The sequence below is a fragment of the Burkholderia sp. AU6039 genome, assembly GCF_002223365.1.
In the GTDB taxonomy this organism is placed as follows: domain Bacteria; phylum Pseudomonadota; class Gammaproteobacteria; order Burkholderiales; family Burkholderiaceae; genus Burkholderia.
In genome coordinates, this window is the sequence record NZ_NKFK01000004.1 from 72910 (window position 1) to 94345 (window position 21436).

Annotated in this window: 22 protein-coding genes; 17 read left to right on the top strand and 5 right to left on the bottom strand. The window is 68.9% G+C overall.

Annotated features, from left to right (window positions below):
• Positions 1–7: 7 nt before the first annotated feature.
• From CFB39_RS12965 to CFB39_RS12975, 3 genes are all read right to left on the bottom strand, one after another.
• Positions 8–982 (bottom strand): quinone oxidoreductase, encoded by a 975-nt coding sequence (locus CFB39_RS12965; RefSeq protein WP_089473306.1) that lies wholly within the window; start codon positions 980–982, stop codon positions 8–10.
• A 175-nt stretch (positions 983–1157) separates the two neighbouring features.
• Positions 1158–1550 (bottom strand): methylglyoxal synthase, encoded by a 393-nt coding sequence (locus CFB39_RS12970; protein ID WP_043188929.1) that lies wholly within the window; start codon positions 1548–1550, stop codon positions 1158–1160.
• 48 nt (positions 1551–1598) lie between these two features.
• Entirely contained in the window at positions 1599–2378 is a 780-nt protein-coding gene (locus CFB39_RS12975) for an SDR family oxidoreductase (RefSeq protein WP_089473307.1), read from the bottom strand.
• Positions 2379–2608: 230 nt separating this feature from the next.
• On the opposite strand from CFB39_RS12975, the gene upp reads away from it, so the two are divergent.
• From upp to CFB39_RS13045, 14 genes are all read left to right on the top strand, one after another.
• Positions 2609–3259: a uracil phosphoribosyltransferase gene (gene upp / locus CFB39_RS12980; protein ID WP_011352740.1), complete on the top strand. Its 651-nt coding sequence runs from the start codon at positions 2609–2611 to the stop codon at positions 3257–3259.
• 217 nt (positions 3260–3476) lie between these two features.
• Positions 3477–4205, top strand: coding sequence for a YebC/PmpR family DNA-binding transcriptional regulator (locus CFB39_RS12985; protein WP_011352741.1), 729 nt, complete (start codon positions 3477–3479; stop codon positions 4203–4205).
• Positions 4206–4309: 104 nt separating this feature from the next.
• A complete protein-coding gene (purD, locus tag CFB39_RS12990; RefSeq protein ID WP_089473308.1) occupies positions 4310–5587 on the top strand; it encodes a phosphoribosylamine--glycine ligase in 1278 nt (425 codons plus the stop codon).
• 118 nt (positions 5588–5705) lie between these two features.
• The gene (gene hemF, locus CFB39_RS12995) at positions 5706–6629 is read left to right on the top strand and encodes an oxygen-dependent coproporphyrinogen oxidase (protein WP_089473309.1); all 924 of its coding nucleotides are present in this window, start codon (positions 5706–5708) and stop codon (positions 6627–6629) included.
• Positions 6626–7357, top strand: coding sequence for a nicotinate-nucleotide adenylyltransferase (locus tag CFB39_RS13000; protein ID WP_089473310.1), 732 nt, complete (start codon positions 6626–6628; stop codon positions 7355–7357). Before hemF ends, CFB39_RS13000 begins: the two co-directional genes overlap by 4 nt.
• Positions 7358–7361: 4 nt before the next feature.
• Positions 7362–7808, top strand: a complete 447-nt coding sequence (rsfS, locus tag CFB39_RS13005) for a ribosome silencing factor (protein ID WP_089426006.1) — start codon at positions 7362–7364, stop codon at positions 7806–7808.
• A gap of 25 nt (positions 7809–7833) precedes the next feature.
• The gene (gene rlmH / locus CFB39_RS13010) at positions 7834–8304 is read left to right on the top strand and encodes a 23S rRNA (pseudouridine(1915)-N(3))-methyltransferase RlmH (protein ID WP_011352746.1); all 471 of its coding nucleotides are present in this window, start codon (positions 7834–7836) and stop codon (positions 8302–8304) included.
• A 51-nt stretch (positions 8305–8355) separates the two neighbouring features.
• The gene (locus CFB39_RS13015) at positions 8356–8988 is read left to right on the top strand and encodes a nucleoside triphosphate pyrophosphatase (protein ID WP_089473311.1); all 633 of its coding nucleotides are present in this window, start codon (positions 8356–8358) and stop codon (positions 8986–8988) included.
• A gap of 7 nt (positions 8989–8995) precedes the next feature.
• Positions 8996–10465 (top strand): ribonuclease G, encoded by a 1470-nt coding sequence (gene rng / locus CFB39_RS13020; RefSeq protein ID WP_089473312.1) that lies wholly within the window; start codon positions 8996–8998, stop codon positions 10463–10465.
• 127 nt (positions 10466–10592) lie between these two features.
• A complete protein-coding gene (locus CFB39_RS13025; protein ID WP_041492911.1) occupies positions 10593–10928 on the top strand; it encodes a YggL family protein in 336 nt (111 codons plus the stop codon).
• Between the two features lie 479 nt (positions 10929–11407).
• A complete protein-coding gene (locus CFB39_RS13030; protein ID WP_089473313.1) occupies positions 11408–12634 on the top strand; it encodes a collagen-like triple helix repeat-containing protein in 1227 nt (408 codons plus the stop codon).
• A 266-nt stretch (positions 12635–12900) separates the two neighbouring features.
• Positions 12901–13869 (top strand): PRC-barrel domain-containing protein, encoded by a 969-nt coding sequence (locus CFB39_RS13035; protein WP_089426009.1) that lies wholly within the window; start codon positions 12901–12903, stop codon positions 13867–13869.
• Positions 13866–15125 (top strand): MFS transporter, encoded by a 1260-nt coding sequence (locus tag CFB39_RS13040; RefSeq protein WP_039370460.1) that lies wholly within the window; start codon positions 13866–13868, stop codon positions 15123–15125. Before CFB39_RS13035 ends, CFB39_RS13040 begins: the two co-directional genes overlap by 4 nt.
• A gap of 41 nt (positions 15126–15166) precedes the next feature.
• The gene (locus CFB39_RS13045) at positions 15167–15733 is read left to right on the top strand and encodes an aromatic acid exporter family protein (RefSeq protein WP_089426010.1); all 567 of its coding nucleotides are present in this window, start codon (positions 15167–15169) and stop codon (positions 15731–15733) included.
• Positions 15734–15797: 64 nt separating this feature from the next.
• On the opposite strand, the gene CFB39_RS13050 is transcribed toward CFB39_RS13045, so the two are convergent.
• Together CFB39_RS13050 and msbA are read right to left on the bottom strand one after the other, a co-directional pair.
• Positions 15798–16178: an RcnB family protein gene (locus CFB39_RS13050; RefSeq protein ID WP_089473314.1), complete on the bottom strand. Its 381-nt coding sequence runs from the start codon at positions 16176–16178 to the stop codon at positions 15798–15800.
• A 106-nt stretch (positions 16179–16284) separates the two neighbouring features.
• On the bottom strand, positions 16285–18036 hold the full coding sequence (gene msbA / locus CFB39_RS13055) for a lipid A export permease/ATP-binding protein MsbA (protein WP_069248513.1): 1752 nt from the start codon (positions 18034–18036) through the stop codon (positions 16285–16287).
• A gap of 224 nt (positions 18037–18260) precedes the next feature.
• Here msbA and CFB39_RS13060 point away from each other — a divergent pair, with 224 nt between their 5' ends.
• From CFB39_RS13060 to CFB39_RS13070, 3 genes are all read left to right on the top strand, one after another.
• Positions 18261–19013, top strand: coding sequence for a glycosyltransferase family 2 protein (locus CFB39_RS13060; protein WP_089431524.1), 753 nt, complete (start codon positions 18261–18263; stop codon positions 19011–19013).
• A gap of 120 nt (positions 19014–19133) precedes the next feature.
• Complete coding sequence (locus CFB39_RS13065) at positions 19134–19976, top strand: glycosyltransferase family 2 protein (protein WP_089473315.1); 843 nt, start codon at positions 19134–19136, stop codon at positions 19974–19976.
• A 135-nt stretch (positions 19977–20111) separates the two neighbouring features.
• Complete coding sequence (locus tag CFB39_RS13070) at positions 20112–21392, top strand: O-antigen ligase (protein ID WP_089473316.1); 1281 nt, start codon at positions 20112–20114, stop codon at positions 21390–21392.
• Positions 21393–21436: the final 44 nt, after the last annotated feature.

Sequence of the window (21436 nt, forward strand, 5' to 3'; positions counted from 1 at the left end):
AGACAGGTCAGGGAACGAGGATCGTCGAGCCGGTGGTCTTGCGCGCTTCGAGATCTTCATGCGCGCGGCCAACTTCCGCGAGCGGATAGCGCTGGTTGATGCTGGTCTTCACCTTGCCCGACAGCAGCACGTCGAACAGCTCGGCGGCCGCGGCTTCGAGATCGGCGCGCTTCGCGATGTACGAGAACAGCGTGGGGCGCGTAAAGAACAGCGAGCCGCGCGACGAGAATTCCTTCGAGTCGATCGGCGGCAGCGGGCCCGACGCGTTGCCGAAGCTGACAAACAGCCCGAGCGGCGCGAGGCTGTCGAGCGAGCCGACGTAGGTGTCCTCGCCGATCGAGTCGTAGACGACCGGCACGCCGGCGCCGTTCGTGATCTCCTTCACGCGCTGCGTGAAGTTCTCGCGCGTGTAGACGACCGGATGGTCGCAGCCGTGCGCCTTCGCGAGCGCGGCCTTCTCGTCGGAGCCGACCGTCCCGATCACGGTCGCGCCGAGCGCCTTCGCCCACTGGCACACGAGCAGGCCGACACCGCCGGCCGCCGCGTGGATCAGGATCGTGTCGCCGGCCTTCACCGGATACGTGCGGCGCAGCAGGTAGTGCGCGGTCAGGCCCTGCAGCATCACCGACGCCGCGTCGTCGTAGCTGATGCCGTCGGGCAGCTTCACGAGCCGGTCGACCGGCATCACGCGTTCCTGCGCGTATGCGCCCGGCGGTTGCCCGACGTACGCGACGCGGTCCCCCGCCTTGAGCGTGGTCACGCCTTCGCCGACGGCCGTCACCTCGCCCGCCGCCTCCATCCCGAGACCGCCGGGCAGCGCTTGCGGGTACAAACCGGTGCGGAAATAGACGTCGATGTAGTTGAGGCCGACCGCGTGCTGCCGGATGCGGACTTCGCCTGCCTTCGGTTCGCCGACCTCGACATCGACCCACTTCATCACGTCCGGGCCGCCCGGTTGGTCGTATCGGATTGCTTTCGGCATCGTTTCGCTCCTCGTTTCTGATTCGGTCAGGGAAAAATCCGGGTCGCCGATCCGCGGGGCCGGCCTCATGCGGGTACCGGCCGGCAGGCGCGCGTCGCGACGCACGATTCTCGCGCGCCGCGGCCATCCGTGCATGGCCCTGCCGCCAGCAGGGGCAATCGGGCGCGGGCAGCCCTCAGCAAACGTCCTGCATGTTGCGCGCCAGATCGTCGAGCAGCATCCGCGCGGTGGCGACGTTGGTCGCGACCGGCACGTCGTGCACGTCGCAGGCACGCACGAGCGCGGTGATGTCGGGGTCGTGCGGCTGCGCGGTCATCGGGTCGCGCAGGAACACGACAATGTCGATGCGGCCGTCGGCCAGTTCCGCACCGATCTGCAGGTCGCCGCCGAGCGGCCCCGACAGCTTGCGCTCGACCTCGAGCCCGTGCGCGTCCGCGATGCGGCCGCCGGTCGTGCCGGTCGCGACCAGCCGGCATTGCGCGAGCGTCGTGCGGAATTCGCCCGCGAGCGCGACGATCTCGTCCTTCTTCGCGTCGTGCGCAATCAATGCGATGCGGGGTTTGCTCATCTCCAGATCCTTCGTTTCAGGTGGTTGTCGTGAAAGGCGGTGCGCGCGTCAGAACGTGCCCGGATACGAGCCGCCGTCGAGCAGCCAGTTCTGCCCGGTGATGTAGCCCGCGTGCACGCTGCACAGGAACGCGCACGCCGCGCCGAATTCCGCACGCGTGCCGAGGCGGCCGGCCGGGATGTCCTTCGTGCGCCGCGCGCGCATCTCGTCGACGCTCACGCCCTGCGCCTTCGCCGACGCGGCGAGCGTGGTCGCGATCCGGTCGGTGTCGAACAGGCCCGGCAACAGGTTGTTGATCGTCACGCCCTGCCCCGCGACCTTGCGCGACAGCCCCGCGACGAAGCCGGTCAGCCCCGAGCGCGCGCCGTTCGACAGCGCGAGCACGTCGATCGGCGCCTTCACGGCCGAGCTCGTGATGTTGACGATCCGGCCGAAGCCGCGCGCGATCATCCCGTCGACGGTCGCGCGGATCAGCTCGATCGGCGTCAGCATGTTCGCTTCGAGCGCGCGGATCCAGTCGTCGTGCGAGAAGTCGCGGAAGTCGCCGGGCGGCGGGCCGCCGGCATTCGTCACGAGAATGTCCGGCTGCGGGCACGCGGCGAGCGCGGCCGCGCGCCCGTCCGGCGTCGTGATGTCGCAGGCGACCGCGGTCACCGACACGTTCGCGCCGGCGCGGATCTCCTCCGCGGTTTCCTCCAGCGTGTCGCGCGTGCGCGCGACGATCACGAGGTTCACGCCCTCGGCGGCCAGCGCTTCCGCGCAGCCGCGACCGAGCCCCTTGCTTGCCGCGCACACCAGCGCGGTCTTTCCTTCGATGCCGAGATCCATCGTCGATTCCTTGGTGGCGACACGCGCCGGCTCGGCCCGATCACGCCGGCGCACGGACCCCGGACGGGTCGGGCGGGCAATCGGGCGGCAGCGGGCGCGCGGATTGTCGTGAGACGTCGATATTATCCGGATCATGCGGCGCGCCTTGGTAAAATTGCGGGCATAAGCGCGCGGCCGGCTTGCGCCCGCCACCGCCCCCGATCCTCTTTTGCCGCCAAGGCGCCCCCGTCATGAAACAGGACAGCCGTTTCCCGAATCTCTTCATCACCGATCACCCGCTGATCCAGCACAAGCTCACGCACATGCGCGACAAGGACACGTCCACGCGCACGTTCCGCGAGCTGCTGCGCGAAATCACGCTGCTGATGGGCTATGAGATCACCCGCAACCTGCCGATCACGACCAAGCGGGTCGAAACCCCGCTCGTCGAGGTCGACGCGCCGGTGATCGCGGGCAAGAAGCTGGCGATCGTGCCGGTGCTGCGCGCGGGCATCGGGATGTCGGACGGCCTGCTCGACCTGGTTCCGTCCGCCCGCGTCGGCCACATCGGCGTGTACCGCGCCGACGACCACCGCCCGGTCGAATACCTGGTGCGCCTGCCGGATCTGGAAGACCGCATCTTCATCCTGTGCGACCCGATGGTCGCGACCGGCTACTCGGCCGTGCACGCGGTCGACGTGCTGAAGCGCCGCAACGTGCCGGCCGCGAACATCATGTTCGTCGCGCTGGTCGCGGCGCCCGAAGGCGTGCAGGTGTTCCAGGACGCGCACCCGGACGTGAAGCTGTTCGTCGCGTCGCTCGATTCGCACCTGAACGAGCATGCGTACATCGTGCCGGGCCTCGGCGACGCGGGCGACCGCCTGTTCGGCACCAAGAACTGAGCCCCGGTACGGCCGCGCGGCGCGCGGCCCGGCTCGCGGCGGCCCGCCTGGCCGTCCGGCCATGCGCGGCGGCCCCGATCCGGCGGTCGCCGCGTGATAAAATCTCGATCCACTCGACACGCGCGGCCCCGCGGCTTCATGCCCGCCGAAACGGCCGCCGATTCAACGACACATTGAAACAATCGCCCGCGCTGTGCGCCCGGGCACGGAGAAAGGTATGGCTGGTCATTCGAAATGGGCCAACATCAAGCATAAGAAGGCAGCGGCCGACGCGAAGCGCGGCAAGATCTGGACCCGCCTGATCAAGGAAATCCAGGTCGCGGCGCGCCTCGGCGGCGGTGACGTCAACTCGAACCCGCGCCTGCGTCTGGCGGTCGACAAGGCGGCCGACGCGAACATGCCGAAGGACAACGTCAAGCGCGCGATCGATCGCGGCGTCGGCGGCGCGGATGGCGCGAACTACGAGGAAATCCGCTACGAAGGCTACGGCATCAGCGGCGCGGCGATCATCGTCGACACGCTGACCGACAACCGCACCCGCACGGTCGCGGAAGTCCGCCATGCGTTCTCGAAGTTCGGCGGCAACATGGGCACCGACGGCTCGGTCGCGTTCATGTTCGATCACGTCGGCCAGTTCCTGTTCGCACCGGGCACGTCGGAAGACGCGCTGATGGAAGCCGCGCTCGAAGCCGGCGCGAACGACGTGAACACGAACGACGACGGTTCGATCGAAGTGCTGTGCGACTGGCAGGCATTCTCGGCGGTGAAGGACGCGCTCGAAGCCGGCGGCTTCAAGGCCGAGCTCGCCGAAGTGACGATGAAGCCGCAGAACGAAGTCGAATTCACCGGCGACGACGCGGCGAAGATGCAGAAGCTCCTCGACGCGCTCGAGAACCTCGACGACGTGCAGGACGTGTATACGAACGCCGTCATCGTCGAGGAATGAGGTGCCGGCCGCCGTGTTCCTGTCGCGGCGGCGGCCCGACCGAATCCGCGGCCGGCGCGCCTGAGCGTGCCGGCCGCCCTGTTTTCTAGTCTGCGGGGAATCCCATGAAACTACTCGTCGTCGGTTCCGGCGGCCGCGAACATGCGCTGGCGTGGAAGCTCGCGCAGTCGCCGCGCGTCCAGATGGTCTACGTCGCGCCCGGCAATGGCGGCACGGCGCAGGACGAGCGTCTGAAGAACGTCGACATCACGGCGCTCGACGAACTCGCCGATTTCGCGGAACGCGAAGGCGTCGCGTTCACGCTCGTCGGGCCGGAAGCACCGCTCGCGGCCGGCATCGTCAACCTGTTCCGCGCACGCGGCCTGAAGGTCTTCGGCCCGACCCGCGAAGCCGCGCAGCTCGAGAGCTCGAAGGATTTCGCGAAGGCGTTCATGAAGCGCCACGGCATCCCGACCGCCGAGTACGAAACGTTCTCCGACGTGGCCGCCGCGCACGCGTACATCGACGCGAAGGGTGCGCCGATCGTCGTGAAGGCCGACGGCCTCGCGGCCGGCAAGGGCGTCGTCGTCGCGATGACGCCGGAAGAAGCGCACGAAGCCGTCGACATGATGCTGTCGGGCAACAAGCTCGGCGACGCCGGCGCGCGTGTCGTGATCGAGGAATTCCTCGATGGCGAGGAAGCGAGCTTCATCGTGATGGTCGACGGCAAGCACGCGCTGGCGCTGGCGTCCAGCCAGGACCACAAGCGCCTGCTCGACGAGGATCGCGGCCCGAACACCGGCGGCATGGGGGCGTATTCGCCCGCGCCGATCGTCACGCCGCAGATGCACGCACGCGTGATGCGCGAGATCATCATGCCGACCGTACGCGGGATGGAGAAGGACGGCATCCGCTTCACGGGCTTCCTGTATGCGGGCCTGATGATCGACAAGGAAGGCAATCCGCGCACGCTCGAGTTCAACTGCCGGATGGGCGACCCGGAAACGCAGCCGATCATGGCGCGCCTGAAGAGCGATTTCTCGAAGGTCGTCGAGCAGGCGATCGCGGGCACGCTCGACACGGTCGAGCTCGACTGGGACCGCCGCACCGCGCTGGGCGTCGTGCTGGCCGCGCACGGTTATCCGGACGCGCCGCGCAAGGGCGACCGCATCAACGGGATCCCGACCGAGACCGAACAGGCCGTCACGTTCCACGCGGGCACGACGCTCGACGGCGACAAGCTGACGACGTCCGGCGGCCGCGTGCTGTGCGTGGTCGGCCTCGCCGATTCGGTGCGCGAAGCGCAGCAGCATGCGTACGATACGATCAACCAGATCAATTTCGAAGGCATGCAGTACCGCCGCGACATCGGCTTTCGCGCGCTCAACCGCAAGAGCGCCTGACGCTGCAATTGCCGCCCCGCCCGCGCGCGGCGGCGGCTCGTCTGCCGGGGTTCGATAGAATGCCCGGCAGAAGCCTTTTTTACGGCCCCCGCTTCGGGCGGGGGCACCCAGTCCAGACATGACCGATTCGACCTACGACGTAGCGCGCGTGCGCACGTACCTCCAGGGCCTGCAGACACGCATCGCCGACGCGCTCGGCGCGCTCGACGGTACGCCGCTCGCGACCGACGCATGGCAACGCGGGCCGGCCGAACGCCTGCGCGGCGGCGGCTGCACGCGGATTCTCGAAGGCGGCCGCGTGTTCGAACGCGCGGGGATCGGCTTTTCCGACGTCGCGGGCGATGCGCTGCCGCCGTCGGCGAGCGCGGCGCGCCCGCAACTCGCGGGCCGCGGCTTCGAGGCGCTCGGTGTGTCGCTGGTGCTGCACCCGCGCAATCCGTACTGCCCGACCGTCCACATGAACGTGCGGATGCTGATCGCGACGAAACCGGGCGAGGAGCCCGTGTTCTGGTTCGGCGGCGGCATGGATCTGACACCGGTTTACGGTTTCGAGGACGACGCCCGGCATTTCCACCAGACCTGCAAGGATGCGCTCGACCCGTTCGGCGTCGAGCTCTACCCGCGCTTCAAGAAGTGGTGCGACGAGTATTTCTTCCTGAAGCACCGCAACGAGATGCGCGGCATCGGCGGGATCTTCTTCGACGATTTCTCGGAGCCCGGTTTCGAACGCTCGTTTGACATGATGCAAAGCGTCGGCGACGCGTTCCTGCAGGCCTACCTGCCGATCGTCGAGCGACGCGCCGAGCTGCCGTACGGCGAGCGCGAGCGTAACTTCCAGGCGTACCGCCGCGGCCGCTATGTCGAATTCAACCTCGTGTTCGATCGCGGCACGCTGTTCGGCCTGCAAAGCGGCGGCCGGACCGAGTCGATCCTGATGTCGATGCCGCCGGTCGCGAACTGGCGCTACAACTGGCAGCCCGAGCCGGGTTCGCCGGAGGCGCGCCTGTACAGCGACTTCATCGTGCCGCGCGACTGGGTCTGACCCTGCCTCAAGCAAAGGACGCGTTTCTGGACACCACCGCCCGCCCCGCCCCGCTGCCGCGTCGTATCGGCTTGCTGGGCGGCACTTTCGACCCGATCCACGACGGCCATCTCGCGCTCGCGCGCCGGTTCGCCGAACTGCTCGGACTGACCGAACTCGTGCTGCTGCCCGCCGGGCAGCCGTACCAGAAGCGTGACGTGTCGGCTGCCGAGCATCGGCTCGCGATGACGCGCGCGGCCGCCGGCTCGCTGTCCGTGCCGGGCGTGACCGTGACCGTCGCCACCGACGAGATCGAGCACGCCGGCCCGACCTACACGGTCGAGACGCTCGCGCGCTGGCGCGAGCGGATCGGCCCAGGCGCATCGCTGTCGCTGCTGATCGGCGCCGACCAGCTCGTGCGCCTCGACACGTGGCGCGACTGGCGCAAGCTGTTCGACTACGCGCACATCTGCGTGTCGACGCGCCCGGGGTTCGACCTCGGCGCGGCGCCACCGGACGTCGCGCAGGTAATCGCCGCGCGGCAGGCCGGCGCCGACGTGCTGAAGGCCACGCCGGCAGGCCACCTGCTGATCGATACGACCCTTTCGTTCGACATTGCCGCGACCGACATCCGCGCCCACCTGCGCGAATGCATCGCACGCCATGCGCAAATGCCCGACGCATCGGCCGAGCATGTGCCGGCCGCCGTATGGGCCTATATTCTTCAACATCGCCTCTACCATTCCTGAATCCATGGATATTCGCAAACTGCAGCGCGTGATCGTCGACGCCCTCGAAGACGTCAAGGCGCAAGACATCAAGGTGTTCAACACCAGCCACCTGACCGAACTGTTCGACCGCGTGGTCGTCGCTTCGGGCACCTCCAACCGCCAGACCAAGGCGCTCGCGTCGAGCGTGCGTGACAAGGTCAAGGAAGCCGGCGGCGACATCGTCAGCTCCGAAGGCGAAGACACCGGCGAATGGGTGCTCGTCGACTGCGGCGACGCAATCGTGCACATCCTGCAACCGGCCCTGCGCCAGTACTACAACCTCGAGGAAATCTGGGGCGACAAGCCCGTGCGGATGAAGCTCGGCGGCGGCAAGGGCAACGGCTTCGCCCAGGCCAGCGAAGGCGACGACGAAGAAGAGGAAGCCGCGCCCGCCCGCCCGGCGCGCAAGACGGCCGCTCGCCGCCGTTGAGTCCCGAGTCGTCAAGCGTCTTCCGATGAAGCTTTTCATCCTTGCGGTTGGCCACAAGATGCCGGGCTGGATCGCATCCGGCTTCGACGAATACACGAAGCGGATGCCGCCCGAGCTGCGCATCGAGTTGCGCGAGATCAAGCCTGAACTGCGTTCGGGCGGCCGCAGCGCCGAAAGCGTGATGGCGGCCGAGCGGCAGAAGATCGAGGCCGCGCTGCCGAAGGGCGCGCGCCTCGTCGCGCTCGACGAGCGCGGCCGCGACTGGACCACGATGCAGCTCGCGCAGGCGCTGCCCGGCTGGCAGCAGGACGGCCGCGACGTCGCGTTCGTGATCGGCGGCGCCGACGGGCTCGATCCCGAACTGAAAGCGCGTGCCGACACGCTGCTGCGCATCTCGAGCATGACGCTGCCGCACGGGATGGTGCGCGTGCTGCTCGCCGAACAGCTTTACCGGGCGTGGAGCATCACGCAGAATCACCCCTACCACCGCGCATGACGTGTCGTCCTCGAGACGCGCGCCACGCGCGCACACCGAGATAACGACACCATGCCGTCCAGCACGCCCCCCGCGCTTTTCCCGACCCTTTACCTCGCTTCGCAAAGCCCGCGCCGCCAGGAGCTGCTGCAACAGATCGGCGTACGCTTCGAGCTGCTGCTGCCGCGCCCCGACGAGGATGCCGAGGCGCTCGAGGCCGAACTGCCCGGCGAAGCCGCCGATGCGTACGTCCGGCGCGTGACCATCGCCAAGGCCGAGGCTGCGCGTGCGCGCCTCGTCGCGAGCGGCAAGCCGGCCTCGCCGGTGCTGGTCGCCGATACGACCGTCACGATCGACGGCGCGATCCTCGGCAAGCCGGCCGACGCCGACGACGCGCTCGCGATGCTCACGCGCCTCGCCGGCCGCGAACACGCGGTGCTGACCGCCGTCGCCGTGATCGATGCCGACGGTGAACTGCTGCCGCCCGCGCTGTCGCGCTCGTCGGTGCGTTTCGCGGCCGCGTCGCGCGACGCGTACGCGCGCTACGTCGAATCCGGCGAGCCGTTCGGCAAGGCCGGCGCATACGCGATCCAGGGGCGCGCCGCCGAGTTCATCGAGCGAATCGACGGGTCCCATTCAGGTATCATGGGTCTGCCCCTTTTTGAGACTGCCGCGCTGCTGCGTGCCGCGCGCGTCGCCTTCTGAACCCACCATGAACGAAGAAATCCTGATCAACCTCACGCCGCAGGAAACGCGGGTCGCACTCGTCCAGCAAGGCGCGGTGCAGGAGCTTCACGTCGAGCGCACGCTGTCGCGCGGGCGGGTCGGCAACATCTATCTCGGCAAGGTCGTGCGCGTGCTGCCCGGCATGCAGTCGGCGTTCATCGACATCGGCCTCGAACGCGCGGCGTTCCTGCACGTCGCCGACATCTGGCATCCGCGCCTCGCGGGCGAGCCGCAGTCGAGCACGCCGCACCAGCCGATCGAGAAGATCGTGTTCGAAGGCCAGACGCTGATGGTCCAGGTGATCAAGGATCCGATCGGCACGAAGGGCGCGCGGCTGTCGACACAGGTCAGCATCGCGGGCCGCACGCTCGTCTACCTGCCGCAGGAGCCGCATATCGGCATCTCGCAGAAGATCGAGAGCGAGGCCGAACGCGAGGCCGTGCGCGCGCGCCTGACGGCCGTGATCCCGCCGGACGAGAAAGGCGGCTACATCGTGCGCACGATCGCCGAGGATGCCACCTCCGACGAGCTCGCCGGCGACGTCACGTACCTGCGCAAGACGTGGGCGACGATCGTCGCCCAGGCACAGCGGCTGCCGGCGACGAGCCTGCTGTACCAGGACCTCGATCTCGCGCAGCGCGTGCTGCGCGATTTCGCGAACGACGACACGACGCGCATCCAGGTCGATTCGCGCGAGACGTACCAGCGCCTGTCGGAATTCGCGGGCGAATTCACACCGGCCGTGAGCCCGAAGCTGCACCACTACACGGGCGAGCGTCCGCTGTTCGACCTGTACAACATCGAGACGGAGATCCAGCGCGCGCTGTCGCGCCGCGTCGACCTGAAGTCGGGCGGTTACCTGATGATCGACCAGACCGAGGCGATGACGACGATCGACGTGAACACGGGCGGCTACGTCGGCGCACGCAACTTCGACGACACGATCTTCAAGACCAACCTCGAGGCCGCGCATACGATCGCGCGGCAGCTGCGGCTGCGCAACCTCGGCGGGATCATCATCATCGACTTCATCGACATGGAGAACGCCGAGCATCGCGACGCGGTGCTGTCCGAGTTGAAGAAGGCGCTGTCGCGCGACCGCACGCGCGTAACGGTCAACGGCTTCTCGCAGCTCGGGCTCGTCGAGATGACGCGCAAGCGCACGCGCGAATCGCTCGCGCACGTGCTGTGCGAGCCGTGCCCGACCTGCCAGGGCAAGGGCCAGGTGAAGACCTCGCGCACCGTGTGCTACGACATCCTGCGCGAGATCCTGCGCGAGTCGCGGCAGTTCAACCCGCGCGAATTCCGCGTGATCGCCGCGCAGCAGGTGATCGACCTGTTCCTCGACGAGGAGTCGCAGCATCTCGCGATGCTGATCGACTTCATCGGCAAGCCGGTGTCGCTGCAGGTCGAATCGAACCTGAGCCAGGAGCAGTACGATATCGTGCTGATGTAACGTTCCGTCCATCCGCCGCCGGCATCGCCGCGCGGCGCTTCGATGCGGCGCCCGGGCCGCCCGCGCATGTCGCGCCGGCACCCGCCGCCGCCCTTTCACCCTACCCTTTTCGCATTCACCACACACCATGAGCCAAGGCCACAACCGCCGCCAGCGCAAGAAACTCCACATTGGCGAATTCCAGGAACTCGCGTTCAACGCCACCGCGCATTACCGCAACGAAATGACCGACCTCGAGCGCGGCGAACTGATCGATGCGTTCATCGACTTCGTCGAAGCGAACGGGCTGCTGACCGTCGCGTCGGCGGACGAAGGCATCGGCGCTTACGTGATTTCCGGCGCACCGCGCGGCACGACGACCGACGCCGACCGCGAGCTCGTGCGCGGCTGGCTGGCCGCACGGCCGGAACTGACCGACGTCAAGGTCAGCGAATTCACCGACGCGTGGTACCCGGAAGCCTGAGTTTCCGGCTTCACGCCCGTCGCGCCGCGCCCGCGCCTGCCCGCCGCCACGGCGGGTGAGGCCGGCGCCGCCCCGCTCCCTCCGCCTCGCCTCCCCCATCCTCTCCCGCCATCGCGCGACATCCGCGCCACCGGCACCGACTCACACGATTTCCGCCGCGTCGACGGTGATTACCCCGATTTCGGCAGTGAATCGGACGCTTACTTCAATTTAACGTTGCTTAAAAGACGGCTCGCGCCGGCAGACCTACTCTGATCGCCAGGAATCCGATGTTTTCCGGTGCGATCAGCAAGCAAGACGAAAGAATGCAAACCGCTCGCCCGACCGATGTTCCGGATTCCGGTACGGGCGAAAACGCGACACGGCGACAGGCCAATCAGGGAGACAACCAACAATGCGCCAGCCGCTTCCCATCGCAGCGACACATTGACGCACACGAAGGCCGCCTGACCCCACTCTCCAACGAATACGAGGACGACATGGATACGCCTACCACCCATCAAGCAGGACTCCGAATGATCATGATCGCGGCTGGCGTCGCAGCGCTGGTGTCGCTGTCCGCGTGCGGCGGCTCCGGCTCGCTGAGCCAGGGCACCGGTGGCGCAGGATCGGGTTCGGGCGACACGACGGCCACGACCGGCGGCACGAGCAACGGCTCGGGCAGCGGTTCCGGCAGCGGCTCGACCGTCGGCAGCACGGGCAGCGGCAGCGGCTCGGGCACCGGCTCGGCGGGCAGCGGCGCATCCGCCAATGCGCTCGGCCAGACGATCGACTCGTCGAGCAACATCGTGACGGCCGCGGGCGGCGCGGTATCGAGCGTCGGCACGACGATCGCGGGCCAGTCGCTGCCCGGCACCCATGCGTCGACCACGCAAGGTCTCGGCACGGTCGTGCAGGATGCCGGCGCGGCCGTCACGACGCTCGGCACCGGCCTCGGCTCGGGGCTCGGCCAGCTCGGCGCATCCTCGAACCCGGTCGGCACGACGGTCGCGAGCACCGGCGGCGTGGTCACGAACCTCGGCGACGCGGTCGCTGCAACCGGCGGCGTCGTGTCGAGTCTCGGCGCCAGCGGTTCGGCGCTGGCGCCGCTCGCGCCCGTCACGTCGCCGGTCGGCGGCGCGGTCACGATGCTCGGCAACACGATCGCGGGCGGCGGTGCGACGCTCGGCACGCAGTTGTCGACCGGCCCCGTCGCGCAGGTCACGGGCGCCGCCAGCTCGGCGATCACGCCGATCACGACGCAGGTCGGGTCGGTCACGCAGACCGTCGCGTCGAGCACGCCGCTCGGCGCGCCGCTCACGAACCTCGTGACGACGGTCGGCAACGGCATCGCGAACGCCGGCACGACGATCGCGAAAACCGGCGGGAATCCGGTAACGACCGGCGTCGGCAACGTCGTCACCGCGACCGGCAATACAGTGGCCACCGCCGGCACGGCGCTGCTGGGCGGCGGCGGCGCCGCGACGAGCCCGCTCGCACCGGTCACGGGGCTCTTGTCGACCGGCGCACTCGGCGGCGCGACGGGTGGCAGCAACCCGGCAGGTGTGCTCACGTCGGCGGTCGGCACCGTGACGGGAGCGGTGTCGGGCACAGCCGGCGGCTCGCCCGTCGCGGGGCTGACGGGCGGCAGCGGCACCGGTGCGCTCTCGAAAACGGGCGGCGTGCTCGCCCCCGTGACGACGACGCTCGGCGCGCTGGTCAAGTAAGCGGCAGGCCGGCACGGCGCCCGCATCGTCGCAGACGATCGGGCGCCTTCGCCTTCGCCTTCGCCTTCGCCTTCGCCAGCATTCACCCCCTTCCCCACCCCGCGATCCCTTCCTTTTCCCGACAGTCCGCCTCCAGCCAGCCATCGAAATCAGACCTGAAAGCAAGACACGTTAAAATCTCACCTCGCGTGGTGCGCCGCCCGCACCCGCCATCCATCGCCAGCCGCGTGCCTCCGGGCCGCCCCCGACCCATGGAGTGAGTGTCAATGAGCGGCGGACCTCCGTTTCCCGCATCCCGCAGCAAGTCGTTGCCGTCCTCGACGGTTTTCCTGATCCTCGCCGCCGCCACGCTGCTGTCCGGCTGCGGGCTGCTGCCGGTGCAGAATCCGCCCGCGCCGATCAGCGAGGCGCTCGTCGAGCCCGTCGAGGAAACCGCCGGCGAACCGCTGACGATGCCGCCCGTGCCGGCGCCGACGCACCCGGAGGAACCGGAAGCGCCGAAGAAGCCGCACCGCGAAGCCACGCGGCCGAAGCCCGTGCAGCGCCCCGAATCGCCGACACCGCCGCCGCCTCCTCCGCCGCCGATCGTCGCGACGCGCCCGCTCGACCGCACCCAGATCCATGCGCTGCTCGACAGCGAAGTCGCGCGCCGCAACGGCAAGGTGATCGGCCGCGCGGTCGACATGGTGACCGACGCGAGCGGCAAGCCGCGCGAGATGATCGTGAACCTGCAGGGCTTCATGGGCGTGGGCGACCGCAAGGTCATCTTCCCGTGGAACGTGTTCCGCTTCACGCCCGGCGGCAAACAGGAGCCGATCGTGCTCGACGTGCCGTCGGGCGACCTCCCGCCGGCCGCCCGGCCCAAGGCCGTGCCGCTGTCCGGTTCGGCAGCCGCCTCGCCTGCGACGCGGCTGCCGATGCTCGACAGCGACGTCGAGCGCCCGAACGGCACGAAGATCGGCCGCATCGTCGACGTGCTGATCGACCGCGCATCGCAGCCGCAGGCGGTCGTGCTCGACCTCGGCGGCCTCGTCAATACCGATCGCCGTTCGATCGCCGCGAGCTGGGGCGCGCTGCGCTTCGTCACGCGCGACAAGGCGCTGCATCCGCAGCTCGACCTGAACGACGCACAGATCAAGGCGTCGCCGCCCTACGCGGCCGACAAGCCGATCGTTGCGGTTTTCCCCCCGCCCGTTGCCCCGGCACCGGCTTCGTCTGCGAGCGCGACCCGATGACGATCAAGCATTCCGTCAGCGCACGCAGTCTCCGGTCCCTCGACTGGCTCAACTTCTTCGTTGCAAACGTTCAAACAGGGTTCGGTCCGTTCATCGCGTCCTACCTCGCGTCGCACAAGTGGACGCAGGGCGAGATCGGCATGGTGCTGTCGATCGGCACGATCAGCGCGATGGTCAGCCAGGTGCCGGGCGGCGCGGCCGTCGATGCGCTGAAGAACAAGAAAGGCGCGGCCGCGTGGGCGATCGCGGCCATTATCCTGTCCGCGGTGCTGCTCGCGTCGAGCCCGACGATCGTGCCGGTGATCGCCGCCGAGGTGTTCCACGGCTTCGCGAGCTGCATGCTCGTGCCGGCCATGGCCGCGATCTCGTTCTCGCTCGTCGGCCGCGCCGACCTCGGCGACCGGCTCGGCCGCAACGCGCGCTGGGCGTCGATCGGCAGCGCGGTCGCGGCGGGCCTGATGGGGCTCACCGGCGAATACTTCTCCGCCCGCGCGGTGTTCTGGCTGACCGCCGTGCTCGCGCTGCCCGCGCTGTTCGCGCTCGCGATGATCCAGCCGACCCACGAGGTGATCCCGCAGTCGTCGAAGCCCGACGATCGCGACGAAGCCGGCGAACGCGAAACGCTGCTCGAGCTGCTGCGCGACCGCCGGATGCTGATCTTCGCGGCGTGCGTCGTGCTGTTCCACCTGTCGAACGCCGCGATGCTGAACCTCGCGGCCGGTGAAGTCACGGCCGGGATGGGCGAGAACGTGCAGCTCGTGATCGCCGCGTGCATCATCGTGCCGCAGGCGATCGTCGCGATGCTGTCGCCGTGGGTCGGCCGCTCCGCGCAACGCTGGGGGCGCCGGCCGATCCTGCTGCTCGGCTTCTCGGCACTGCCGGTGCGCGCGCTGCTGTTCGCCGGCGTGAGCAGCCCGTACCTGCTGGTACCGGTGCAGATGCTCGACGGCATCAGCGCGGCCGTGTTCGGCGTGATGCTGCCGCTGATCGCGGCCGACGTCGCGGGCGGCAAGGGCCGCTACAACCTGTGCATCGGGCTCTTCGGGCTCGCGGCCGGGATCGGCGCGACACTCAGCACGGCCGCGGCCGGCTACGTCGCCGATCACTTCGGCAACGCCGTGAGCTTCTTCGGGCTCGCGGGCGCCGGTGCGCTCGCGGTGCTGCTGGTCTGGCTCGTGATGCCCGAAACGCGCGTCGCGAACGGTGACGCGGCCGCCGACGAACCGGCCGCCGCATCGCCCGAACAGGCGCGCTGACACCGGCGCGCCGCCGTTACCCGCTTCTTGGCCAACGCATGATGGATACGATCAGGACACTCAACGAAGCCCGCCAGCAGATCCAGCAGTCGATCTTCGACCTGTTCAAGGGGCTGTCATTCAGCGAGCGGCTCGCCCAGGGCGGGCTGATGGCGCTCCAGGCCGTGTGCGGCGCCTGCCTCGCGTACGTGATCGGCCGCGCGCTGCACACCGAGCAGGCCGTGTGGGCGGCGATCACCGCGATCGCCGTGACGCAGCACAACTACTCGGACACGATGTCGCTGTCGCGCGACCAGTTCGTCGGCGCGATGGTCGGCGGCGTGCTCGGCTTCGCCGGCGCGGCGCTCGGCGGCGACCGCCTCGTCGCGTATGCGATGACCGTCGCGGTCGTGATCGTCTGCTGCTGGTGCCTGAACGTCGGCAGCGCCGCACGGCTCGGCGGCGTGACCGCGACGATCGTGCTGCTGTTTCCGGGCAACGGCCCGCTGTGGGACATTCCGCTGATGCGGCTCGGCGAGGTGACGCTCGGCACCGTGTGTGCGCTGGGCGTGTGCTGGGTGATGTCGAAAATCGAGCGCCGCTGGTTCCGCCACGCGGCGGCAAAGTGACGCGTTGATCCGGTTGCCCGGCGCGCATCGCGGCATCGCGATCCGTGCCGGGTGATCGGCCAGGTCAGTTGCCGATCCGCAGCACGATGCCGGAACCGATCTGCACCAGCAGGTGATCCCCGCCGACGCCGACCCATTGATAGCCGCGCGGCGGCGGACTCAGGCGATAGCCGCGCCAGTCGTCGATCACGTACTGGCGATCGCGGAACTCGGGCGGAAGCCGGTCGCCCTTGTGCCATTCGCGGCGCGGCTGGTCGGCCCAGCGCGGCGGCACGTCGTCCTCATGGCGCATCTGGCCGGGCGGCATGTGTTTCGGGCCGTGGCCGCGCTGCATGCCGTGGCCACCCTGGTCGTCGTGGTGGTCGTGATCCTGCGCCATCGCGGCCGGCGCGGCGAAACCCGCCGCAATCAGCGCAGCCAGCATCATTCCGTGCATCTTCTTCATCGTGCCTTCCCTCCGTGTTGTCACGTCGAACGAAACCACTCGGACTGCCCGATGAAGACTAGCACACGGTATCGCGGGGCCACATGACCGCGCATATGACCGCGCGTTACGCCGCCTGCTGCTGGTACTGGATCCGGTGCAGGTGCGCGTAGAGGCCGCCGTGGCGCAGCAATTCGTCGTGGCTGCCCTCCTCGACGATCTTGCCGGCCTCGAGCACGAGGATGCGATCCGCACGCTCGATCGTCGACAGCCGGTGCGCGATCACGAGCGTCGTGCGGCCTTCCATCAGCCGCTCGAGCGCGGCCTGCACGTGGCGCTCCGATTCCGAGTCGAGCGCCGACGTCGCTTCGTCGAGGATCAGGATCGGCGCATCCTTGTAGATCGCGCGCGCGATCGCGAGCCGCTGGCGCTGGCCGCCGGACAACCGCATCCCGTTGCCGCCGACGAGCGTGTCGAGCCCGTCGGGCATCGCGGCGACCGCATCGGCGAGGTTCGCGGCCTCGAGCGCGGCCTGCACGCGCGCGCGGTCGGGCGTCTGCCCGTACGCGACGTTCGCGGCGATCGTGTCGTTGAACAGCACGACGTCCTGGCTGACCATCGCCATCTGGCCGCGCAACGCGTGGAGGTCGTAGTCGGCCACCGGCACGCCGTCGACCAGGATCGCCCCGTCGGTCGGGTCGAAGAAGCGCGGCAGCAGGTTCACGAGCGTCGTCTTGCCGCTGCCCGACGGGCCCGCGAGCGCGATCATTTCACCGGGCGCGACCTTGAACGAGATGCGGTCGAGCGTCGGCCGCTCGGCCGCGCCGTAGTCGAACGTCACGTTGCGGAACTCGATGTCTCCGCGCGCCTGGGCGAGCGGCCGGCCGCCGCCCTGCGGCTCGGCCGGTTCGTCGATCAGCCCGAAGATCAGTTCGGCGGCCGTCATCCCGCGCTGCAGCGGCTGGTTGACGTCGATCAGGTGCTTGAGCGGCGAGATCACCAGCAGCATCGACGTGACGAACGCGACGAAGCCGCCGACCGTCGTCTGGTCGTTCGACGACTGCACGACCGCGATCGTGATCACGACCGCGAGCGCGATCGACGCGAGGAACTGCGTGAGCGGCTGCGCGAGGCCGCCGGAGATCGTCATGCGCATCGCGTAGCCGCGCAGGCGCTTGCTCATCTGCGTGAAGCGGTCCATCTCGTACGCTTCGCCGTTGTGCACCTTGACGACCTTGTAGCCGCCGACCGTCTCCTCGACGATGTACGACAGCTCGTTGGTCAGCGTCTGGTGCTCGCGGTTCAGGCGGCGCAGGCGGCGGTTGATCTTGCTGACGAGCCAGCCGATGCCCGGCAGGATCACCGCGACGATCAGCGTGAGCCGCCAGTTCAGGTAGAACAGGTAGCCGAGCAGGAAGATCACCGTCAGCGAATCGCGCACGAGCGTGACCATCACGCCGGTCAGCACCGACAGGATCTGGTTGACCTCGAACACGATCGCGTTGATCACCGTGCTCGCCGTCTCGCGCTGGAAGAACGACGCGCCCGTGTGCAGCATCCGCTGGAACATCTCGAGCCGCAGTTGCAGCAGGATGCGGTTCGACACGTAGTTGAGCAGGTAATTCGACGCGTACTGCGACACGCCGCGCACGAGCGCGAGCCCGATCACGGCCATCGGCACGTACCATTTCGCGCGGTCGCTGCCGTGCGAGCCGAAGCCGTGGTCGAGCAGCGGCTTGAGCAGCGCCGGAATCCCGGCCTCGGTGGCCGCGACGACGCCCATCGTCATCACGGCGAGCACCACGATGCCGATCAGCGGCCGGATGTACGGCCACAGGCGCTTGAGGACCGTCACGGGCGAGGTGCCCGTGCCGTCCATCGGTTTGCGAAGAGTGTTCTGGGTTTCCAAGGCAATCCTTCTTGAGCCGCGATGCGGCGCCCGGACGTGGCCGCCCGGGAATTCGCCCTGTCGGGCGGGTGCCGAAAAGGGCTCAACATTATAGCCGCACCGCCCCCGCCGGCACGGTCCTGGCCGATGCGGGCGGCGCCCGGGCCGCGGGTATACTGCCGCTCACCGTTTTCTCCGCCTTTTCCGACGATTTCATGGCTGAACCCTCCCTCGGCGTCGCCCTCATCGCCCTCAACGCGTCCGCGCGGCTCGCGCAGTGCCTGGCCGCGCTGTCGTTCGCCGACGACGTCGTCGTCATCGACGGCGGCAGCACCGACGATACCGTCGCGATCGCGCAGGCGCACGGCGCGCGCGTGATCGTCGAGCGCGACTGGCCGGGCTTCGGCCCGCAGAAGAACCGCGCGCTCGACGCGCTCGACACCGACTGGATCCTGTCCCTCGATACCGACGAAGTCGTCACCCCGGAACTCGCGCAATCGATCCGCGACACGCTCCGCGCGCCGGCCGCGCAGGTCTATGCGGTCGACCGCCTGTCGAGCTTCTGCGGCCAGTGGATTCATCACAGCGGCTGGTATCCGGACTGGATCCCGCGCCTGTTCCGGCGCGGCGCCGCGCGCTTCTCGGACGATCTCGTGCACGAGCGCCTCGTGTTCGACGGCGCCGCGCAGCGGCTGTCGGGCAAGCTGATGCACTACTCGTACGAGGATTTCGAAACCGTCGTGCGCAAGCTCGACGCCTATTCGACGGCCGGCGCGCGCCAGCGCCGCGCGGCCGGCCAGCGCGGCGGCTTCGGCAAGGCGCTCGCGCGCGGCGCCTGGGCGTTCGTGCGCACCTACGTGCTGCGCCGCGGCTTCCTCGATGGCCGCGCCGGCTTCATGATCGCCGTGTTCAACGCGGAAACCGTGTACTACCGTTTCCTGAAGCTCGGCCACGAACGGGCCCGCTGAGCGCCCGCCCGGCAGGGAGCCGGCCCGGCGTTACAATGCCGGGCTGCCCGCGCCGCGCGTGCCCGCCCGACCGGCGGCGCCACGCGCCGCCCGCCACGACGACTACCGAATCCGACCGCCATGTTCTCCATCATCATTCCGACCTGGAACAACCTGCCGTACCTCAAGCTCGTCGTCGACAGCCTGCGCCGCCACTCCGCGTACGACCACCAGATCATCGTGCACGTGAACGACGGCTCGGACGGCACGCTCGACTGGGTGCGCAGCGAAGGGATCGAGCACACCGCGTCGCCGACCAACATCGGCATCTGCCACGCGGTGAACTGGGCCGCCGCGCGCGCCACGCGCGACTACGTCGTCTACATGAACGACGACATGTTCTGCTGCCCCGGCTGGGACACGGCGCTCGTGCGCCGCATCGAACGGATGCCGACCGACCTCTTCATGCTGTCGGGCACGATGGTCGAGCCGGTCGACACCCGCAATCCGTGCGTCGTGGTCAGCAATTTCGGCCGCGACGCCGAACATTTCGCCGCGGCGGGCCTCGTCGCGGCGGCTCCGAAGCTCGTGCGGGCGGACTGGCTGGGCTCGACCTGGCCGCCGACGCTCGTGCACCGCGACTGGTGGAACCGGATCGGCGGCTACAGCAGCGAGCTGTCGCCCGGCATGAGCAGCGACAACGACTTCTCGATGAAATTCTGGGATGCCGGCTGCCGGATCTTCATCGGCGTCGGCGACAGCCTCGTCTACCACTTCCAGCAGAAGAGCACGGGCAAGATCGTCAAGAACGATGGTCGCCGCCAGTTCCTGAACAAATGGGGCATGACCCAGGCGACGTTCGACCGCCACTACCTGCATCGCGGCGAGCCGGCGGGCACGCGCGTCGAGCTCGACACGCCGGCCGTGGAAGGCAGCCTGAAGCGCGCACTGCTGCGCTCGCGGATCAAGCGCGCGTTCAGCTGATCGCGCCCCGAAAACGACACGGAAACGCGCGCTGCTTCGCGTATACTTTGCGCCGTTCGTCCCGGATCTCCCGCCGGGGCGCGCGGCGCGCAGCACGACGTACGCAAGCCGCATTCGTCCATTCGACAGGTTCCGATGCTTTCGTTTTCCGCTCCCGCCTCGCGGCGCCTGACCGCCGCCCGCGCATTCGCCGTCGCCGCGCTCTGCATGGTGCCCGTCTCGACCGCGCTGACCAACGTGTTCTGCGGGCTGTTCGCCGCCGCGCTCGTGATTTCCCCCGAATTCTGGCGTGACCTGCGCTCGTTCGTCACCGACCCGGCCTCGCTCGCGGCGCTGCTGATCCTGGCCGCGCTGGCCGCCAGCGTCACCTATACGGTCGCGCCGCACAACAAGGCGTGGAGCTGGGTCGCCAAGTACGACAAGCTGCTGCTGCTGCCGTTCGCCGTGCTCGCCTTCCGCCATTCGAACTGGGCACCGATCGTGCGGCGTTGCTGGTTCGGCACGCTGTGCGTGATCCTGCTGCTGTCGACCACCAACTATCTCGGCCTGACCGCGATCGGGCCCGCGCACGCGACCGAGCTGCCGCTGTCACGCGCCTGGGTGTTCAAGAACCACATCGCCGCCGGCATGTTCGGCGCGCTGCTGTTCTACCAGGCGGCCGACCTCGCGCTGGCGGCCCGCACGGCGCTGTCGCGCGCTGCATATGCGGGCGTTGCCGCGTGGTCGCTCGTCAACGTGTTCGTGATGCTGCAGGGTCGCACCGGGCAGGTCATCGCGCTGCTGCTGATCCTCGTCGTCGCCGTGCGTTTCGTGCTGTTGCTGCGCCGGCAATCGGCGCTGCGCGCGGGGCTCGCCGCCGGCGCGTTCGTGCTGGCCGGCATCGCGCTCGTGGTCGCCGCGTGCACGGTTCACAACGGCCGGCTGACGAAGGTCGTGACGGAAGTGCAGCAATACCGGCAAAGCGACGCGGTCACGTCGACCGGGCTGCGCCTCGAGTGGTACAAGAAGGGGCTCGAGTTGTATCGCCAGCGCCCGGTGATCGGCTATGGCGCGGGCGGCCTCGAATCCGAATTCGAGCGGCTCACGGCCGGCAAGACAGCAGCCGCAGGCCAGCTCACGTCGAATCCGCACAACGAATACCTGCTGATGGCCGTGCAGCTCGGCACGCTCGGCCTGCTGCTGTTCATCAACCTGATCGTGCAGATCGCGCGCGGCAGCCGCACGCTCGATCCGCGCTCGCGGCATCTGCTGCTCGGCTGGCTCGCGATCTTCGCGATCGGCAGTCTCGCGAATTCGCTGCTGCTCGATTTCGCCGAAGGGCACCTGATCGTGCTGCTGGCCGGCATCCTGCTCGGCTGCGGCGAGCGCGCCGAGGCGCTGCCGCGCGAAACGTCGGCGATCCGGCGCAGCGCGTAACGCGCAGCGGCCTGCGCTCCGCCGGCGGCCGGCTTCGGCCACCG

Bases quoted from the DNA above. Each gene is read 5' to 3' on its own strand.
- CFB39_RS12965 (WP_089473306.1), bottom strand. From the start codon at position 982: ATGCCGAAAGCAATCCGATACGACCAACCGGGCGGCCCGGACGTGATG.
- CFB39_RS12970 (WP_043188929.1), bottom strand. From the start codon at position 1,550: ATGAGCAAACCCCGCATCGCATTGATTGCGCACGACGCGAAGAAGGAC.
- CFB39_RS12975 (WP_089473307.1), bottom strand. From the start codon at position 2,378: ATGGATCTCGGCATCGAAGGAAAGACCGCGCTGGTGTGCGCGGCAAGC.
- upp (WP_011352740.1), top strand. From the start codon at position 2,609: ATGAAACAGGACAGCCGTTTCCCGAATCTCTTCATCACCGATCACCCG.
- CFB39_RS12985 (WP_011352741.1), top strand. From the start codon at position 3,477: ATGGCTGGTCATTCGAAATGGGCCAACATCAAGCATAAGAAGGCAGCG.
- purD (WP_089473308.1), top strand. From the start codon at position 4,310: ATGAAACTACTCGTCGTCGGTTCCGGCGGCCGCGAACATGCGCTGGCG.
- hemF (WP_089473309.1), top strand. From the start codon at position 5,706: ATGACCGATTCGACCTACGACGTAGCGCGCGTGCGCACGTACCTCCAG.
- rsfS (WP_089426006.1), top strand. From the start codon at position 7,362: ATGGATATTCGCAAACTGCAGCGCGTGATCGTCGACGCCCTCGAAGAC.
- rlmH (WP_011352746.1), top strand. From the start codon at position 7,834: ATGAAGCTTTTCATCCTTGCGGTTGGCCACAAGATGCCGGGCTGGATC.
- CFB39_RS13015 (WP_089473311.1), top strand. From the start codon at position 8,356: ATGCCGTCCAGCACGCCCCCCGCGCTTTTCCCGACCCTTTACCTCGCT.
- rng (WP_089473312.1), top strand. From the start codon at position 8,996: ATGAACGAAGAAATCCTGATCAACCTCACGCCGCAGGAAACGCGGGTC.
- CFB39_RS13025 (WP_041492911.1), top strand. From the start codon at position 10,593: ATGAGCCAAGGCCACAACCGCCGCCAGCGCAAGAAACTCCACATTGGC.
- CFB39_RS13030 (WP_089473313.1), top strand. From the start codon at position 11,408: ATGGATACGCCTACCACCCATCAAGCAGGACTCCGAATGATCATGATC.
- CFB39_RS13035 (WP_089426009.1), top strand. From the start codon at position 12,901: ATGAGCGGCGGACCTCCGTTTCCCGCATCCCGCAGCAAGTCGTTGCCG.
- CFB39_RS13040 (WP_039370460.1), top strand. From the start codon at position 13,866: ATGACGATCAAGCATTCCGTCAGCGCACGCAGTCTCCGGTCCCTCGAC.
- CFB39_RS13045 (WP_089426010.1), top strand. From the start codon at position 15,167: ATGGATACGATCAGGACACTCAACGAAGCCCGCCAGCAGATCCAGCAG.
- CFB39_RS13050 (WP_089473314.1), bottom strand. From the start codon at position 16,178: ATGAAGAAGATGCACGGAATGATGCTGGCTGCGCTGATTGCGGCGGGT.
- msbA (WP_069248513.1), bottom strand. From the start codon at position 18,036: ATGGACGGCACGGGCACCTCGCCCGTGACGGTCCTCAAGCGCCTGTGG.
- CFB39_RS13060 (WP_089431524.1), top strand. From the start codon at position 18,261: ATGGCTGAACCCTCCCTCGGCGTCGCCCTCATCGCCCTCAACGCGTCC.
- CFB39_RS13065 (WP_089473315.1), top strand. From the start codon at position 19,134: ATGTTCTCCATCATCATTCCGACCTGGAACAACCTGCCGTACCTCAAG.
- CFB39_RS13070 (WP_089473316.1), top strand. From the start codon at position 20,112: ATGCTTTCGTTTTCCGCTCCCGCCTCGCGGCGCCTGACCGCCGCCCGC.